Origin of the sequence: Pedobacter segetis (genome assembly GCF_016623585.1) — a bacterium.
GTDB classification, from domain to species: Bacteria; Bacteroidota; Bacteroidia; order Sphingobacteriales; family Sphingobacteriaceae; genus Pseudopedobacter; species Pseudopedobacter segetis.
Window position 1 is genome coordinate 291,780 of sequence record NZ_JAEHFY010000001.1, and the last position, 17,318, is coordinate 309,097.

Annotated in this window: 8 protein-coding genes; 2 read left to right on the forward strand and 6 right to left on the reverse strand. The window is 39.2% G+C overall.

Annotation, left to right across the window (positions count from 1 at the left end):
- The first annotated feature begins 5 nt into the window (after nucleotides 1-5).
- Both zwf and pgl read left to right on the forward strand, forming a co-directional pair.
- Nucleotides 6-1,526 (forward strand): glucose-6-phosphate dehydrogenase, encoded by a 1,521-nt coding sequence (zwf, locus tag I5M32_RS01280; protein WP_200584205.1) that lies wholly within the window; start codon nucleotides 6-8, stop codon nucleotides 1,524-1,526.
- A gap of 29 nt (nucleotides 1,527-1,555) precedes the next feature.
- Complete coding sequence (pgl, locus tag I5M32_RS01285) at nucleotides 1,556-2,284, forward strand: 6-phosphogluconolactonase (protein ID WP_200584208.1); 729 nt, start codon at nucleotides 1,556-1,558, stop codon at nucleotides 2,282-2,284.
- A gap of 212 nt (nucleotides 2,285-2,496) precedes the next feature.
- On the opposite strand, the gene radA is transcribed toward pgl, so the two are convergent.
- The 6 genes from radA to I5M32_RS01315 form a co-directional block, all read right to left on the reverse strand.
- Nucleotides 2,497-3,879, reverse strand: coding sequence for a DNA repair protein RadA (radA, locus tag I5M32_RS01290; protein WP_200584211.1), 1,383 nt, complete (start codon nucleotides 3,877-3,879; stop codon nucleotides 2,497-2,499).
- Between the two features lie 111 nt (nucleotides 3,880-3,990).
- Nucleotides 3,991-11,028: a T9SS outer membrane translocon Sov/SprA gene (sov, locus tag I5M32_RS01295; protein WP_234461824.1), complete on the reverse strand. Its 7,038-nt coding sequence runs from the start codon at nucleotides 11,026-11,028 to the stop codon at nucleotides 3,991-3,993.
- A gap of 23 nt (nucleotides 11,029-11,051) precedes the next feature.
- Complete coding sequence (gene ruvA, locus I5M32_RS01300) at nucleotides 11,052-11,636, reverse strand: Holliday junction branch migration protein RuvA (protein ID WP_200584214.1); 585 nt, start codon at nucleotides 11,634-11,636, stop codon at nucleotides 11,052-11,054.
- 2 nt (nucleotides 11,637-11,638) lie between these two features.
- The gene (locus tag I5M32_RS01305) at nucleotides 11,639-13,945 is read right to left on the reverse strand and encodes an NADP-dependent malic enzyme (RefSeq protein ID WP_200584217.1); all 2,307 of its coding nucleotides are present in this window, start codon (nucleotides 13,943-13,945) and stop codon (nucleotides 11,639-11,641) included.
- 287 nt (nucleotides 13,946-14,232) lie between these two features.
- On the reverse strand, nucleotides 14,233-15,849 hold the full coding sequence (locus I5M32_RS01310) for an ATP-dependent DNA ligase (protein ID WP_200584220.1): 1,617 nt from the start codon (nucleotides 15,847-15,849) through the stop codon (nucleotides 14,233-14,235).
- Complete coding sequence (locus I5M32_RS01315; RefSeq protein WP_200584222.1) at nucleotides 15,846-16,922, reverse strand: ligase-associated DNA damage response exonuclease; 1,077 nt, start codon at nucleotides 16,920-16,922, stop codon at nucleotides 15,846-15,848. The genes I5M32_RS01310 and I5M32_RS01315 overlap by 4 nt, the downstream gene beginning before the upstream one ends.
- Nucleotides 16,923-17,318: the final 396 nt, after the last annotated feature.

Here is a 17,318-nt window from a genome sequence, read left to right on the forward strand (position 1 = left end):
ACCAAATGAAAGCTAACATTAAACCAAAACCAACCATTTTCATGATTTTTGGAGGTACCGGCGATCTTGCAGAAAGAAAGTTGATACCGGCATTGTACAATCTGTTTCTAGAAAAGTATATGCCCAAAGAATTTGCCATAATTGGTTTAGGCAGAACAGAATATAATGATGATTCTTTTAAAAAACTGCTGCTTGGTGGCGTAAACAAATTCTCGAGAAGCGGTAAGGCCGATAAAGATAAATGGGCAGATTTTTCTAAACACATTACTTATTTAAAAAGCGATGTAAATAACGAGGCCGACTATAAAAAAATGAGCGATGTGATAGAGAAATGCGAAAAGGATTGGAGCGAGCCTCCGATCATTATCCATTATTTAGCCGTAGCACCAAAGTTTTTCCCAATTATTGCCGGTAATTTGGCCAAGGTAAAATTAGCCGATGATACTGATAGAACAAGAATAGTAATAGAGAAACCTTTTGGCCATGATCTGCAATCTGCAAAAGAACTAAACGCTTTGCTCAAAGGCATTTTTGCAGAAACCCAAATTTACCGCATAGATCATTATTTAGGTAAAGAAACCGTACAAAATATGTTGGCATTTAGGTTTGCCAATGCGCTCTTTGAGCCAATTTGGAACCGTAACTTTATAGAACACGTACAGATTTCTGTTACCGAGGATATTGGCGTAGAAGATCGTGGAGGTTATTACGATGGTTCTGGAGCATTACGTGATATGGTGCAAAACCATATTTTACAGGTTTTGTGTTTGGTTGCGATGGAACCGCCCGTAAATTTTGATGCCGAAGAAATTAGAAATAGAAAGGTTGATGTATTGCGGGCTATGCGACAATTTGGGCCAGACGAAGTTAGGTTTAACACCGTTCGGGGGCAGTATAGCGAAGGTTGGGTAAAAGGCGAAAAGGTAGAAGGCTATCGCGAAGAAAAAGGCGTTGATCCAGAATCTAATACAGAAACATTTGCGGCGCTAAAATTCTTTATAGATAATTGGAGATGGCAAAACGTACCCTTTTATGTGCGTACAGGTAAAAGGATGCACCAAAAAGCATCTATCATCAGCATACAGTTTAAAGATGTACCGCATTTGATTTTCCCCAACCAATCTTCAGAAAGCTGGCAACAGAACAGGCTGATCATTAGCATACAACCAGAAATGAGCATCCGCTTGCAAGTACAGGCCAAAAGGCCAGGCTTAGATATGACGCTGAACCCCGTTGATATGGTTTTTAATTACGATGGAACTTACGAGACAGATACCCCAGAAGCTTACGAAACCTTATTGCTAGATGCCATGAAGGGCGATCAAACGTTGTTTATGCGTGGCGATCAGGTAGAGACCGCTTGGGACCTTATTATGCCGGTATTAGAAAACTGGGAAAGTAAAAAAAGCATCAGTTTCCCAAATTATTCTGCCGATAGCTGGGGGCCAGAAACCGCAGAAGCGTTAATCGCTAAGGATGGTTTCCATTGGTTTACCATGCCTATTAAAAAATCAGAAAAGAAATAAAACAATAGAGAATAAAATAAATTTAGCTGATGAAAACCAATGTTTTTAAAACCCCAGAAGAAAGCATCCAAGCATTGGCAGCTTTTTTTGTGAGTTGCGCTAATGAGGCCATTAAAAAAAACGATAAATTTTCCGTAGCCCTATCGGGCGGTAGCTCTCCCAAAAAATTGTATGAACTTTTGGCTTCCGCCGATTTTAAAAGTAAAACAGATTGGAAAAAGGTTCATTTCTTCTTTGGTGATGAAAGGTACGTACCGCATAATCATCCCGACAGTAATTATTTAATGGCAAAAACCGCTTTGTTTGATCATTTAGATATTGAAGAATTTCAAATAAACAAAGTTGATACATCATTAGATCCCGCTGCGGCGGCACAAGATTATGAACGTTGCGTTTGCCATTTTTTTGATGGGGACCCAAATTTTGATTTGGTGTTGTTGGGTTTAGGTGATGATGCCCATACCGCATCAATATTTCCGCACACTTCTTTGGTTTGGATTGATGAAGAAAACGTAAAGGAAGTTTATCTGGAGGATAAAAAGGTTTACAGAATCAGTTTTACGGCTCCTTTAATCAATGCTTCAAAAAATGTAGTATTTCTTACATTTGGGGCAAATAAGGCAGATGCCATAAAAGCGGTTTTTGAAGGCGAAAAGAACGTAGAATTATACCCAGCTCAATTAATCAATCCAGAAAAGGGCTATTTGCAATGGTTTGTAGATGAAGCTGCTGTAAGTAAGTTAAAAGAGAGGTTTTAGGGTTTCTAAAAGTGGTTTATGAGGACACTGATTACGGAATAGCGGAATCTAGCCTGTTAACGTCATTCCGAATGTATTTCGGAATCTTATTTGAAGAGCAGTTTGCATGATCATCATTCTAATTCGCTGATTTTGATTTGATGCTGAAATAAATTCAGCATGACAGCGTGGAAAGCACTCTGGCTATCCTAATAAAATCAAAATCTTATTATCTACCCAAAAAGTAAACTAAACACCTCCTCAATTTTAGAAACTGTTTTGATTTCTATCTGATATTTAGAAATATCCAAGCCTTTGGTGTTGTATTTGGAGATAAATATCTGATCAAAACCAAGTTTTTGGGCTTCGGCAATACGCTGTTCTATTCTGTTTACGGCCCTGATCTCTCCGCTTAAACCTACTTCTGCGGCAAAGCAAATTTTATAAGAAACCGGCATATCTTCATTTGATGAGATGATTGCGGCAATTAATCCTAAATCTATGCTTGGGTCTTCTACCCTAATGCCGCCTGCAATATTTAAGAAAACATCTTTTGCGCCTAGTTTAAATCCGCATCTTTTTTCTAAAACCGCCAAAAGCATATTCATGCGCTTGGTATCAAAGCCCGTTGCAGAACGCTGCGGTGTGCCGTAAGGCGATGCGCTCACCAATGCTTGTGTTTCTATCAGCATTGGCCGCATACCTTCCATAGTGGCAGAAATTGTAACCCCGCTTAAAGGCTCGTCTCTTTGAGACAGCAATATTTCTGAAGGATTAGAAACTTCCCTTAAGCCGCTGCCTTGCATTTCATAGATCCCCAATTCAGATGCGGCACCAAACCGGTTTTTTATGGCCCTCAAAATTCTGTAAACATGGTGCCTATCGCCCTCGAATTGTAGAACGGTATCAACCATGTGCTCTAAAATTTTTGGGCCGGCTATCATGCCGTCTTTGGTAATGTGCCCAATCAAAAAAACGGGCGTATTGGTTTCTTTTGCAAAACGCAACAGCTCTGCGGTACATTCCCTTACTTGTGAAACACTACCGGGGGTAGATTCTATATGGGCAGAATGAAGCGTTTGGATAGAATCTATGATGACGATGCCCGGCTCTAATTGCTCTATTTGTTTAAAGATGTTTTGGGTAGATGTTTCTGTTAAGATATAACAATCAGAAACGGAGTTTTCTAAGATCCGCTCTGCCCGAAGCTTAATCTGCTTTTCGCTTTCTTCCCCAGAAACATAAAGCACCTTTAGATCTCTTAACGTTAAAGCCAATTGCAGCATCAAGGTAGATTTCCCTATTCCGGGTTCGCCACCAATTAAAACCAAAGAGCCACCAACGATCCCACCGCCCAAAACACGGTTAAGTTCTTTATCTGGTGTAATTAAGCGATGGTCTTCTGTGTAGATAATCTCTTGCACCTTTGATGGCTTGTTTACCCTAGAAACGGTATTGGAAGTACTACTTTTCCAGTCTGGCGTTTTACTGTTGGCTTTTTCTACAATTTCTTCTACAAAGGTGTTCCACTGCTGGCAAGATGGGCATTTGCCCAGCCACTTAGCAGATTCAAAGCCACAGCTTTGACAAAAATATGCGGATTTAGTTTTAGCCAATTTGTTATCGGTTTTATAAGGCGTTAACGATAGCAGCGGATACCGGCCCTGTGTTTAAGGCTTGTGCAGTATGAGCGGATAGCGTGTTAAAACGCACAAATCAAATATATTTTATTGTATGGTAAACCTCAAATTTATACCAAAGTTTGTGAATGCGGTTACAAAAGTTTGGGAGGTGTATGGTTTTGTGATATTGGTATCGTAAAATATGTTTAGGTTAAATCTTTGGTTAAGCACATAATCTATACTTGGGCGATAGGTGATGTTTTTTGATCCTGCGGAGATTTCTGGGTCGTTAACATCTGCCCTATAAATTACGGTTTTGTTGTTTCTGATGGCTACGTCTAACTTGAAGTTTAGATCGTTTTTAAGGTTTATGCTCTTAAACAAACCAAACGGAAATCTAAAATCTGAAGTGCGGTAGCCGAAGCCAAAAACGAAGGCTTGGTCTTTTTGCGATGCTAACTGACTGTTTGTTAAACCCAAGCTTAACGACCGGGATTTGCGGTATTCTATGTTTGCCGTCATGTTGTTTTTCATCCTCATATCTATGCCCAACAGAGGCACAAACTGTTCAAACAGGGTTATCTGGGAGAATTGCAGATTAGGTAAAAAGTTGTTTTCTGCGTCTCTTACGTTTACGGCCCCGTTGGCGGTAGAATACCTGATCAATGAGTTGTAGCCGTTTATGCTGTAAGTAGAATTGTAGCCATGTGTTAGATCAAATGCAGAGAAAAGATTGCTGACGGCTTCAATTTTAGTGAGGCCGTTGTAGGTAATACGCCAATTTGGCACTGGTATTTTAGGGAACATATTTAAGCTTACGGAGTTTGCGTCTTTGCTTTTATAGGCTGCCAAAAATGCCGGGACTACCACGTTTTGTGATGTTTTTCCGTAGCCGTCTGCAAATTCTGCAACTGTGCCTGCGCTGTTTGGGTTTTGCCTGCCTAGGCGCTGAGAAACCGTACCCCTATTATTTAAAAACTGCTGGAAAACGCTAGAGTTTTTGCCAAAACCATCCTTAAACGCACTGCCCAAGGTAATGATGGATATACTATAATCTCCAGAAGTAATTGGGCTAAGGCTTTCAAATTGGTTTGATGTATTGGTAAACCTATAATTGGTGGTAAACACTTGGCTGCTATTTTTAAAAGCATTTAGCTCTATCCTAAAATCTTTAAACGGCTCTAAAGTTCCCCTTAAGTTTAGTTGTGTGTTTAAGGCCGTTTTGTACAATTGGTTTTGTAAGGTGTCTTTTGTTAACCAACCGTTTTGCAATGCTTTAAACCTAATATCTTGCTGCGATCCCAGTATAAACCCAACTCCTGGTGCATTTGCATTAAGATCGTAGCCAAAAATATCTGTTTTAGGGAGGTAGCCCGGTAAAAAGGTACCATCGTTTCTGATATATGACCCGCTTAGTGTTTTAAAGCTTGCTAATAAATTAACCAAAAATTTGCCTACACCACCGTTGTTGTTTGGGTTGTTTAACCTGCGATAGAAACCAAATTTGTTGTATAGCAAATTCATGTTTAATGTTGGGTTTACCTGTATGGTTCTAGAGTTTTGGATGCTGTTACCAAAATTAATGTTTGGGTCTTCTAAGGTTAGTAAAGGTTCTGTCATCCAATTAAACTGGGTTTGATAACGGGTTAAAACGTTTATGAAATCTAAACCGGGGATCTTATTTAACGGAACGGTATAGCTTAAGCTGATGGTATGGTTATAATTTGTTGTGCGGCCAAGTTTTTTAAGGTTCTCTAATATGGTATCTCTTACTAAATTAGTTATCCTGCCTTGTGGTTCATCTACCACAGAAAGATTGGTAGCGTTAAAGTCTAATTTTAAAGATTTTGTTAAATCCCAACTAACGCCGTACAAGCGGTTTATCAAGAAATTTTTATTGAAGGTGGTTTTTATAGGGATAAAATTGTTTGGGTCGTTATCGCGTAAGGTGTTTTCAGAATAGAGCCTATTTAGTTCTATCCTAAAGTTTAGCACAGATGGTAACAAGCTAAAATTGAAATCTTTTAATAAGTTTAGGTATTTTGATTTTATGGCCTTTTTAAAAGGGGTAATAAACTTGGCCGGGTTATTATAATCATAAGCCAAGGCACCCCTATACGTTCTTTGTTGGTTATCTTTGTTGATAAAGTCATGATGCCCATATTCTGTATAGGCATACGTTAAGCTCCAGTTTTCTAGATCCCAAAGGTGGTTTTTGGCATTGGGGTCGGTCTTGATTTTACGTACATTGGTAAAATTGATGCTTTTTCTTTGGGTATAATCTTGCGAGTAGTTTTTAATAGAATCTCTGGTTTGGGCCGATACGCTATTTAAAACGGTCTTAAGTTCTATATCTGGGTTGCGGGGATCGTACTGTGGGGTACTAAGCTGGCTAGAATAGTTGATGAACATCGGGATTTTTATCCCAGATTTTGCCGGGAAAAATTTACCTAGCTCTAAACTAGATGAAACATCAAAAAACTGATTATCGGCTCTGCTGATCTCGGAAACCCTATTTTCTAAAGCTCCAAAACCGATGGTACTTTTATTGCCAGATAGTGTAATATCTCCGAAATCGGCGAGCTTTGCATTTAACCTTGCGGTTGCTGCCCAACCTCCTTTTTCATCAAAATCGGTCAATCTTAATTCGTTAAACCAAAGCTCTACAGATTTTTCTAGGCCATCGTCATTAGGGTTTGCATTGGTTTTCAATGGGTTTCTGGCACCTAACATTAATACCCTAACTTTGCTTAAATCGGGCTGTCCTTTTACGGTAATAATGTTTACACCATCGTTATAAGTATAGGGCAAGTTGGTTGGCCAAGGCTGCCCTAGGTAAACCGCATTGTTTCTTGCGGTTTTAGCCAATTGGAAAAGCCTAAACTCAATATTAATGCGGTTGGCATCTGGCCAAATAAGGTTTGGGTCTTTAGTTCCCGGTAGGGTAATTTTTGTAGGTATGGCATATTCATAATAGTTATCTTGATAATCTGTACCTAATCTGATAAAGGCCTCCACATCGCCATCTTTTAACAGATCGCCTTCTGCATGAACGTACATTTGCAAATGGCGATAAGAACGCATATCGTTAACCGTGGTTTTATAAGCGGCCCTTGCATAACCATCTCTTAGGTTTTTAACCACAACAGATAAAGACTGCTCGTTTTGGCGGGTATTTCCCCTAAAGTTTGAAATATCTTTTTCTGTTGGGATGCCCGGCGGGATTACATAAGGGATCGGTGTTTTGCTCCCGTTCTCATCTAGGTTAACCGTACTTACATCTAGTGTAGAATTGTCTAATCCTGGGCTGTTTAGCGCTGGGTCTGCTAAAACTTTTGCAGGAGTGTTTTCTGCATTAAACCTGCGCCATTCGCCACGTACTAATTGTAATGTTGCAAACCTTAATACGGTAGTATCGGCAAAATTGGTCATAAACAAACGCATAAAGCGGATAGACTTGAAATCTTGGATGTTACCTACTTTACTGGTGTATTGTGCAACGGGCACTTTAAATTGGTACCAATTTACGGTTTGTTTTTTACCGTTTGCCAAATTTACCTGTGAGGTAACTTTATCTGTAATATAGCCCTTGCCAACAATTAAGTCTTGAGGCCTTAAACTCACTTTATATTGGTAATACTCATCAGATTGAGAAGAGTTGTTATCTCTGTTAATATCTTCCCCATCTGGCAAGGCAGTTGAGGCAGAATTTGCGATACCAACGGCATCTAAAGATTGTTGCGAGGTTTTAGAATTACCATCCGTACCGTTATAATTTTCGTACCGTTTTAATATGCCGGCGTTGGCGGCATCTAATTGGTTGCCTCTAAAATAAACGTAATCATCAGATGAGGGGTCGTTTTTAAATTGTGCCGCCGCTTGCGGGTTTAGGATAGAAGAGGCTTGGTTAACAATGGCTTGATATTTTTGTTGTTCACTTACATCGTTTAAACCGTCTAAGCCCACATCTTGTGTTTGCCTTGCGGTTGGGTCATTATCAAAAGCTTGAATTACGGGCTGCAGTTTTGGCACCCTTCCCCAAACCGTTTCATCTGTTTTTGTTGGGTCGCCGTCTGGGGGTAATCCGTTTTCTAAGCTTTTCCTGCCATCTTTTAATATATCCTCAGAAATGTTACCGATGTTAAGGTACAGGTCTCCGCCGGCGGCGTTTGCTTTGTCTATAAAAGGATCTAGCATCCAAAACTCTATATATTCTATGTTCAGGGCTTCAAAATCGTTGGTCTCTATTTTTCTAAACATCCCCCCCCAGCGGTTCTTAGGGTTCATTAGTGTACCATCTGGGTTTAAACCAGTAGTGGTAAAATTATAAGGGCCACGCAAAGTTGGATAGTAGGCCATGTTTAAGGTAGAGATGTTAAATAATGTACCCGTAGCGGTTTGTTTGTAAGGGAATACCTCCGTTTCTAGCACTTCTCTTACATAAGGGTTAGAAAGTTCTGTTTTATTGTTTTGGATATTTGGGGGCGTAAGGCTGCTGGTGCGGCTATAAAAGATAGGGTCGATATTAAAAAAGGCTAATTTTGCCCTGTTAAAGCCATAAGAAAGATCATTATTAAGTTGGGATTCTGGAAAAAGTTGCGGTGTGCCAGATATTTGCCAAGAAGTTGCGCCCTTTAGATCGATAACAGATCGGCTGCCCTCAAAATCATCAATATAACTTGCGCCATTGCTGCTACCTGCAAAGTTTAACGCTTTTGGATGCCCCGAATTAAATTTTGCAAACTCTCCGTTAAAAGTTATAGAAGAGGTTTCTTTGGTTGATATGAAAGGGATCTTATCAACCAGTTTTGTTAAAAACCTACTATTTGCGCTATAATTCACATCAAAACCATAAATGGTATTAGAAATCGATTCTTCGCCATAGTTTACCTTTTGGGTTAACGGGGTTTCTTTTAGATTCAAAAGCGTTGCGCCGATGTTAAAATTGTTGTTTACCCGATAATCTAAGCGTGTGCCAAACAAAGATTTTTGTTGAACACCAAACAGCTCATTACTTTCTAGTTTTATTTTTATGGGTTGCCCAGAATTTAACAAGGCCTCATTTAAGATTTTAACCCTCCCAATATTGTAATCCACCGTAAAATCTGCTCCCTCGGTAAGTTTTAAGGTACCAGCCGTTACCACAACAGAACCTTCGGGAACATTGATAGCGTTTAATTGAAACTCTGAACTTACCGCCGATTGATAAGTCCCTTTTATCACATATCTGTTTAAGCCCGGGAAATATTGTTGCGCAATTACTTTTGTAGAATCATAAAGTGGCTGGTAAACATACTTTTGAATAAGGTTTTGTTCTGTTGTAGGATTAAATTGGGAAGCCAGATCGGCACCAAAAGGTTCTACCGTTGGAAAAATAATGCGCCCATTTTGCGAGTCTATCGTTAAGCCTTCTAAAAAATCGAAATAGCCATCTGGTTCTTTGGCGTTTTGTTGGTTTAGGCGGTCTAAATTGGTAACCTGTAACCAAAGTTTACCGGCAGTATTTGCGCCATCCTCAATTAAAGGTTTTTCTATGCCCGCTTTATCATCTAACCTAAAGATATTCAGTTTAAAATCGTTAGGGCTAATTTGATAAGCACCTAAAGAATAGATGTTTTTCATCATCAAATCCCAAATTGGTAAATTGGTTTTGATGGTTTCGTTTTTTAAAAGCTTAGTGAATAAAACCTGTGGGTTATTGGGATCCACGGGTACATCTTGTGAAAATTCTCCCACTTGGTACTCTACTCCGTTAACGGTATATCTATAAGCTACTGATAGTATCTCATCAGAATTAAGGGCATTATTTAAAGAGATATAACCCAGTAACGGATTAAGGGTATATTCTTTATCGGTAAGTTTTCTGGCGTAGGTTATTTTATTGTAATTATCTAGTTTGCCGCTATTTTGGAAATAATCACTAATATCGTTAGAATTGGTTTGCCTAGCCCCCGGTGGTATATTTTGCAATAAATTGTTTGATTGTTGGGTAAAACCAGGGCCGTTAAAACCAGCGGGCAGTACAGAATAACCCGCCCCACCCTGAAAAAGCGTGGTATTGTATGGTTTATTTTCGCCCAAATCCATAAAGGCCAAAACATCCCTAGAATCTGTTGTGCTATTGCTTTTGTTGGTTACCCAAACTTCAATCTTGGTAATATTGATATTAGAGCTAACTATGGGCAAATTTGCTAAAGCCCTGTTGTAGTTGTTTCTGAAATATTGCGCCAAAAAATAATGCTTATTGGCCTCATAATTATCGGTACTTAAAGAAAACTCGTTTTGTTGCGCACCGTTGGTAATATTGATCTCTTTTGATTGCGATTTTTGCTGAGAGTACATTGTAGTAATGCCTAAACGCCCAAATTGCAGCTGGGTTTTTACACCAAATAAAGCTTGGCTACCGGTAATAAGGGTTGTATTTAAGGGGAAATTAACAATCCCCGCCTCAATTTTCTTGATTATCTCATCTTTAGAGCCCGTATATTCTAATTTTACTTGGTTCTCAAAATCAAACTGGGCCTCTGTGTTATAATTGAAATTTATCTTAAGCTTTTCGCCGATATTTCCAACAACGTTAGCTTGGATACGCTGGTTAAAATCAAAATTGCCAGTAGTTCTTTGCCGCTCATTAAACAGGGGGTTTTCGTTTTTATTGATATTACCAGAAAACGTTAAATCTGCAGAGCCCCTAGGCTGGATGTTGATGGTATTACCTCCAAAGATCTTTTCAAAAGTTTTGCTCTTTACTTTAACTTCTGGGATAAACCCATCTTTTTCTACCTGCTTGCTGGTTGTAACCAGGTTTTTCCAATAAGAATCGATGATTTTTTTTTCCTCTAATTGTTGGTATTCTTTAAACGTTAGATAAAGCGGTGGCTTGATCATTTGATCGCCTATCATTTCTTTTACGATGTATTTCTTTGTTTTGGGATCGTATTCTACCGTTTTTTTTACGTTTTGGGGGTTTCGTAAAAACAGGCCATCTGATCCTGTAAAAGGGGTTACGTAATTGTCTTTTACGGGATACTTTATCTTTAAAGAATCTGGTGGGCTACTTTGCGAGAAAGCACTAATGCTTACAGCAAGCAATAGTGAAATAATACATAATCTATTGATAAGATAGGTAAAATTAATTTTCAAGCGTTGTACGTTAGGGTTTGTAATTATAAGCTTTTTAGCGCAATTTTTATGATTGTTTCAACACTTAATAGCTCTGATGAGGATTTTATTGCCGCATCAACTGCTTTTTCAGCGGTATTTTTAACAAAACCCAACATCACTAAAGCACTTAACGCTTCATCTTTAGAAGTATTATTTAGAGGCATTGAAATTAATGTGCCAGGGCCGTCTTTTTTTAATTTGTCTTGCAACTCAATGATCAAACGTTGGGCAGATTTTGGCCCTATCCCTTTGATCCGCTTAATCTCATTAATATCCCCACTGATTATGGCCTGTTCAATCTCTGATGGAGAAATGGAAGAAAGCATCATGCGGCCTGTGTTTGGGCCAATCCCATTAACTGATATCAGGTGTAAGAAAAGTCTTTTCTCTCCTTCATCGGCAAAGCCATATAAAGTATGGGAATCTTCTTTTACCACCAACCAGATAAAAAGCTTACACCTTTCTTGGTCTTTAATTGCGCTATAAGTATTTAATGAAATATGGATATGATACCCCACTCCACCAGCATCGATCACAACGTAGGCAGGGCATTTAAAAGCCAGCTTGCCATCAATATAAGCGTACATAATTATTTTTTGTTTTTTACGGATGTTTTTCTATTTGGCCTTAAATGTTCTTTCCCTTGCACATCAACAACGGCAATGGTAACCATATTAACAATTTCCCTAACAGAGCTACCCAATTGTAAAACATGGACAGGCTTGTTCATGCCTAAAAGTATTGGGCCAACAGCTTCTGCCCCTCCAAGTTCTTGTAATAGTTTATAGGCAATGTTTCCGGCATCCAAACTGGGAAAAACCAATGTATTTGCGGGACTGTTTTTTAATTTAGAGAACGGAAAGTTATCGTTTAACAAATCTTTGTTCAAGGCAAAATTAGCTTGCATCTCTCCATCAACTTTAATCTCGGGATGTTGTTGATGCAAGATCCTTACCGCCTCACGTGTTTTATGGGGCACCTCGCCTTCGTTTGATCCATAATTTGAATAAGATAAAATGGCTATTCTGGGTTTTACATTAAACTGTTTCACGGATTTATTTACCAAAACTGTAATATCTACCAGCTCTTCTACATTGGGGTTAACGTTTATGGTGGTATCCGCAAAGAAAATAGGGCCTTTTTTGGTTAGCATTAAATACATTCCGGCAACCCGGTTAACGCCCTCCTCTGTCCCAATAATTTGTAAAGCCGGTTTAACGGTAGAAGCATAGTTTTTGGTTAAACCCGATATTAGGGCATCGGCATCGCCAAATTCTACCATAGAAGCACCAAAATAATTACGATCCCTCATGCTTTTACGGGCTTCATATAAGGTAATTCCCCTCCTTTGCCTTTTATCGTAAAGGTTTTGTGCAAATTTTTCAAACATCTCTACCTCTTCAAGCGGATCTATGATTAAAACGCCTTCTAATTCTAATTCGTTTTCTTCGATGATTTTATTGATGACCGCTTTATTGCCCAAAAGAATAGGTATCGCGATACCATCATCCTTAACTATTTGCGCAGCTTTTAAGATCTTATAATTATCAGCCTCGGCAAAAACAACCCTTTTAGGTGCCGATTTTGCTTTATTGGTAATGGCCCGCATCAAAGCGTCATCCATTCCCAAGCGTTTCTGCAGTTCTATTTTATAGTTTTCCCAATCGTTAATCGGGAATCTGGCCACGCCAGAATCCATGGCCGCTTTTGCAACCGCAGGCGCAACGGTGGTGATCAATCTAAAATCTATGGGTTTTGGGATGATATAATCCTTACCATATTTCAAGTTTTTAGCGTTATAGGCCATATTGACCGCTTCGGGTACATTTTCTTTTGCCAGATCTGCAATAGCTTTTACGGCAGCAATTTTCATTTCTTCGTTAATAGCTGTTGAGCGAACGTCTAACGCCCCCCTAAAGATATAAGGAAACCCCAAAACATTGTTAACCTGGTTTGGATAATCAGACCTTCCGGTTGCCATGATGATGTCTTTTCGGGTCTTTATCGCCAATTCATAAGCAATCTCTGGGTTTGGGTTGGCCATTGCAAAAACGATTGGGTTTTTGGCCATCGTTTTTAACGCTTCGGCAGATAAAATATCGGCAGAGGAAAGCCCGATGAAAACATCAGCATCTTTCATTGCATCTTCTAATGTGTTGATGTTTCTTTTTGTGGCAAACTCTAACTTTGTGCCGTCTAGGTTTTCACGATCGGCCCTAATTACGCCGCTTCTATCCAACATCACGATGTTTTCTTTGGTAGCACCTAAAGAAACATATAACCGGGTACAAGAAATTGCGGCTGCCCCAGCACCATTCACCACAATTTTAATTTTATCGATTTTCTTTTTTTGAAGCTCGCAAGCATTGATCAGCGCCGCTGCAGAAATAATGGCGGTCCCATGCTGATCATCATGCATCACCGGGATCTTCATCTCGGCTTTAAGCCTTCTTTCAATCTCGAAACACTCTGGTGCTTTGATGTCTTCTAGGTTTACGCCCCCAAAAGTGGGTTCCAATGCTTTAACTATTTTAACAAAATCATCAACGTTCTTAGCGTCAAGTTCAAGATCAAAAACATCAATATCAGCGAAAATTTTGAACAGCAAACCCTTACCCTCCATAACCGGCTTGCCCGCTTCTGGGCCAATATCTCCCAGGCCTAAAACGGCTGTTCCGTTGCTAATTACGGCTACTAAATTCCCTTTGGCGGTATATTTATAAACATCATCTACGTTCTCTGCTATTTTTAAACAAGGCTCTGCAACCCCTGGTGAGTATGCTAAAGTTAGGTCTCCTTGTGAATTGGTTGGCTTGGTGGGTATTACCTCTATTTTGCCCGGCCTGCCTTGTGAATGATAATCTAAAGCATCTTGCTTTCTACTCGTTTTGCTCATAATCGGTTTATGCTTAATCTAACAAAAGTACAATTCTTTAAGAGAGCATAAAATTAATTTCGGGGATAAAATTTTGATATAACTTTTAGCCTTTATATTATTGAATTGATTATTTGCTACAATGCTCTCACCCTGTAATTTAGCTGATGTTGGATCTGGCTTGACGGATATTTTTTGCTGTTTTTGACAGGTTTTTAGCCCTGATAGTAGCAGATACCGTCCGTAAGCTGACGGATGAAAATGCCTTGAGGCGTATGAGCGGATAGCAGGATCAGCTTCTAAAAATTTTATTCTTGCAATAACAAGATCAGGCTTTCTAAAGTATCGGCCTCTTCTTTTTTCTTATCGGTTCGCCAACGTAAAATGCGTGGAAAACGCAACGCAATGCCAGATTTATGACGTGAAGAACGGTTGATGCCTTCAAAACCGATTTCGAAAACCAACTCTGGTTTTACGGTTCTAACTGGGCCAAAACGCTCTAAGGTGTTGCGTTTCACAAAGTTATCTACTTTCGCAATTTCTTTATCGGTTAAACCAGAATAAGCTTTTGCAAATGGAACCAGTTTGTCGCCATCCCAAACGGCAAAAGTATAATCGGTGTATAGATCTGCCCTACGGCCATGCCCTTTTTGGGCATAGATCATTACGGCATCTACAGAAAGGGGATCAATTTTCCACTTCCACCAATCGCCACGTTTGCGCCCAACTTGGTATGTTGCGGTTTTCCTTTTGAGCATCAATCCTTCAGCCATTATGTCTCTAGCTTGATCACGGGCAAGGGCCAATGTTTCCCAATCATTAGCTTTTATGATTTCGGAAATCCTAAATATCTTTTGATGTGTTGATGAGGATTGGATTTTTTCCAAAACAGATCTTCTAGCTTCTTGGCTCTTGCTTCTTATATCTTGATCGTTAAACTCCATCACATCATAAGCGATAAAAGCGACCGGATTATCAGTGAGCATTTTTTTAGAGATGGTTTTACGCCCGATGCGGGTTTGCAAAATATTGAAGGGCAATGGTTGGTTTTCTTTAAAGGCTAATATTTCACCATCTAAAACTGTCCCATTTGGTAAATCTTGCATAAAGGGGTGCAGTTCTGGGAATTTATCGGTCGCTAATTCTTCGCCCCTGCTCCAAATGAAAATCTCGTTTTCTCTTTTGATGAGTTGCGCCCTTATGCCATCCCATTTAAACTCGGCTTGCCATTCAGACGCATTGCCTAAACTGTTTTGTAAATCTTCAGATGATTTTTGAATCTCGGAAGTTTCTTGGATCGGGTAAGCCAAAAAGAATGGATATGGCCGAGATATATCCGTTGTTCCGTCTTCTTCGGCTGTTAAATCTTGATATGAAAAAGTTTCTGGCTCCCAATTCCCCATGATCCTGTGGGTTAGCGTTGGGGTTTCTAATCCAGAAATTTGCGAAATGGCCTTTACCACCAAACTTTGTGAAACACCAAGCCTAAAACTACTTGTTAATAGTTTCAAAAAAACGAATTTCTCTTGTCGTTCCATTTGGTCTAGAGAATTTAAAAGCCATTCTTTTTTTTCTTGGTCTGATGATTTTTTTAAGGATTTTATTTCTTGTACCCAAGAGCTTAAATTTCTGTCTTGTTGATGTTGTGGCTCTGGTAATAACAGCGACAAAGTTTCTGCCAAATCGCCCACCACATCATAGCTTTCTTTAAATAGCCACTCTGGGATTTCACTAAGCTCTAATGCCCATTGTTTTAATTGCGTGGCATTGATTGGGCGTTTGGGTTTTCTCCCAGTAAAAAGCGCCAACATATTTATTTTATCTTCATCAGAAACAGATAAGAAATATTCTTTAATAACCTTTATCTTTTCGTTGGTTTTGTTGGTCTCGTCTAAAGAAAGAAAGAGTTGGGCAAATTTTTTCATAATGCCTCACCTAAGTCCTCTCCAAGGGGCAACGCTTCCCTTCCTGATGGTTTTGCGTTTTCGACATTTTCCACTTCCGTTTCCTCCTCATTACCATAAAGTGTTTTTGCTTCCTTTGCATCGTAACCAATTCCCTGCAAATACCTGCTAAAGCTTGCCGTTGAGCCATGGGTAAGGTAAACCGTATCACACTTTGTTGCTTTTATAGATGAGATTAATCCATCCCAATCGGCATGGTCAGAGAGCACAAAACCCCTATCAGCTGCTCTTCTTTTTTTTGCGCCTCGAATGGCCATCCAACCAGAACAATAACCAAATGAATAAGGCAACATTTTCCGCATCCAAGGTGTGCCAACTGCGGAAGGCGGACAGATTACCATATTGCCTTTAAGTTCTTCTTTTGTGGTTTCTGGGGTAATTCTAGTTGTTGGATATAAATTTATCCCATTTCTGATCAATGCTTCATTAGAATTTTGGATTACCCCATGGGTATAAACTTTGCCTAAATTCATTTCTAGATTTTGTAATATGCGTTGTGCTTTCCCTAAAGAGTAGCCCGCTAAAACAGAAGTTTTTCCTTCTTTCTGGTTTTGCGCCCACCAATCATTTACACCATCAAAAATTTCTTTTTGTGGTGCCCATTTATAAACGGGCATCCCAAAAGTACATTCAGAAATAAAGGAATGGCAATTAACGGGTTCAAAAGGGGTGCATAAACCATCATCTTCTGTTTTGTAATCGCCAGAAAATACCCAAATTTCTCCTTTATACTCCACCCTTATCTGGGCAGAACCGGGAATATGGCCAGCTGGGAAAAAAGTAATCTTTACTCCGTTTTTAATTCGGCTTTGGCCATAATCCATGGTTTCGAGATTGATGTCTCCCAAACGGTAATAAAGAATTTCCCTGGATAGGGTATGCGCCAGATATTTTTTATGTCCCCATTTTGCATGGTCGCTATGCCCATGAGAAATTATGGCATCATTAACAGGCCGCCAAGGATCTATATAAAAATCTCCGGCGGCACAGTAAATACCGTTTTGGTTAAATTCTAAAAGTGGCTTCTTGGGCATTTAACAAATTACAGTTGATGTTTGATTATGTTTTCAAATATCAATCCAAAATTGGATTATGATTTACCACAGAGAGCACAAAGGTTTTCACTGATAGAAAAGAAGGATATAATTGTTTTAACAAACTTCATTTTTCTTCATTTCTTAATGGTAATTTTTTTTAACCGCAGAGAACGCGGAGTTCACAGAGTTGGATGGCTTTTGAATATGGGATAATGTACTCAAATCAAAATAATCCTGATTCAGACAAATTTTAACCGCAGAGAACGCGGAGTTCACAGAGTTGGATGGCTTTTGAATATGGGATAATGTACTCAAATCAAAATAATCCTGATTCAGACAAATTTTAACCGCAGAGAACGCGGAGTTCACAGAGTTGGATGGCTTTTGAATATG

What these genes read in the sequence shown, in the direction of transcription:
- I5M32_RS01315 (WP_200584222.1), bottom strand. Translation starts at nt 16,922, where the DNA reads ATGCCCAAGAAGCCACTTTTAGAATTTAACCAAAACGGTATTTACTGT.
- pgl (WP_200584208.1), top strand. Translation starts at nt 1,556, where the DNA reads ATGAAAACCAATGTTTTTAAAACCCCAGAAGAAAGCATCCAAGCATTG.
- I5M32_RS01310 (WP_200584220.1), bottom strand. Translation starts at nt 15,849, where the DNA reads ATGAAAAAATTTGCCCAACTCTTTCTTTCTTTAGACGAGACCAACAAA.
- I5M32_RS01305 (WP_200584217.1), bottom strand. Translation starts at nt 13,945, where the DNA reads ATGAGCAAAACGAGTAGAAAGCAAGATGCTTTAGATTATCATTCACAA.
- ruvA (WP_200584214.1), bottom strand. Translation starts at nt 11,636, where the DNA reads ATGTACGCTTATATTGATGGCAAGCTGGCTTTTAAATGCCCTGCCTAC.
- zwf (WP_200584205.1), top strand. Translation starts at nt 6, where the DNA reads ATGAAAGCTAACATTAAACCAAAACCAACCATTTTCATGATTTTTGGA.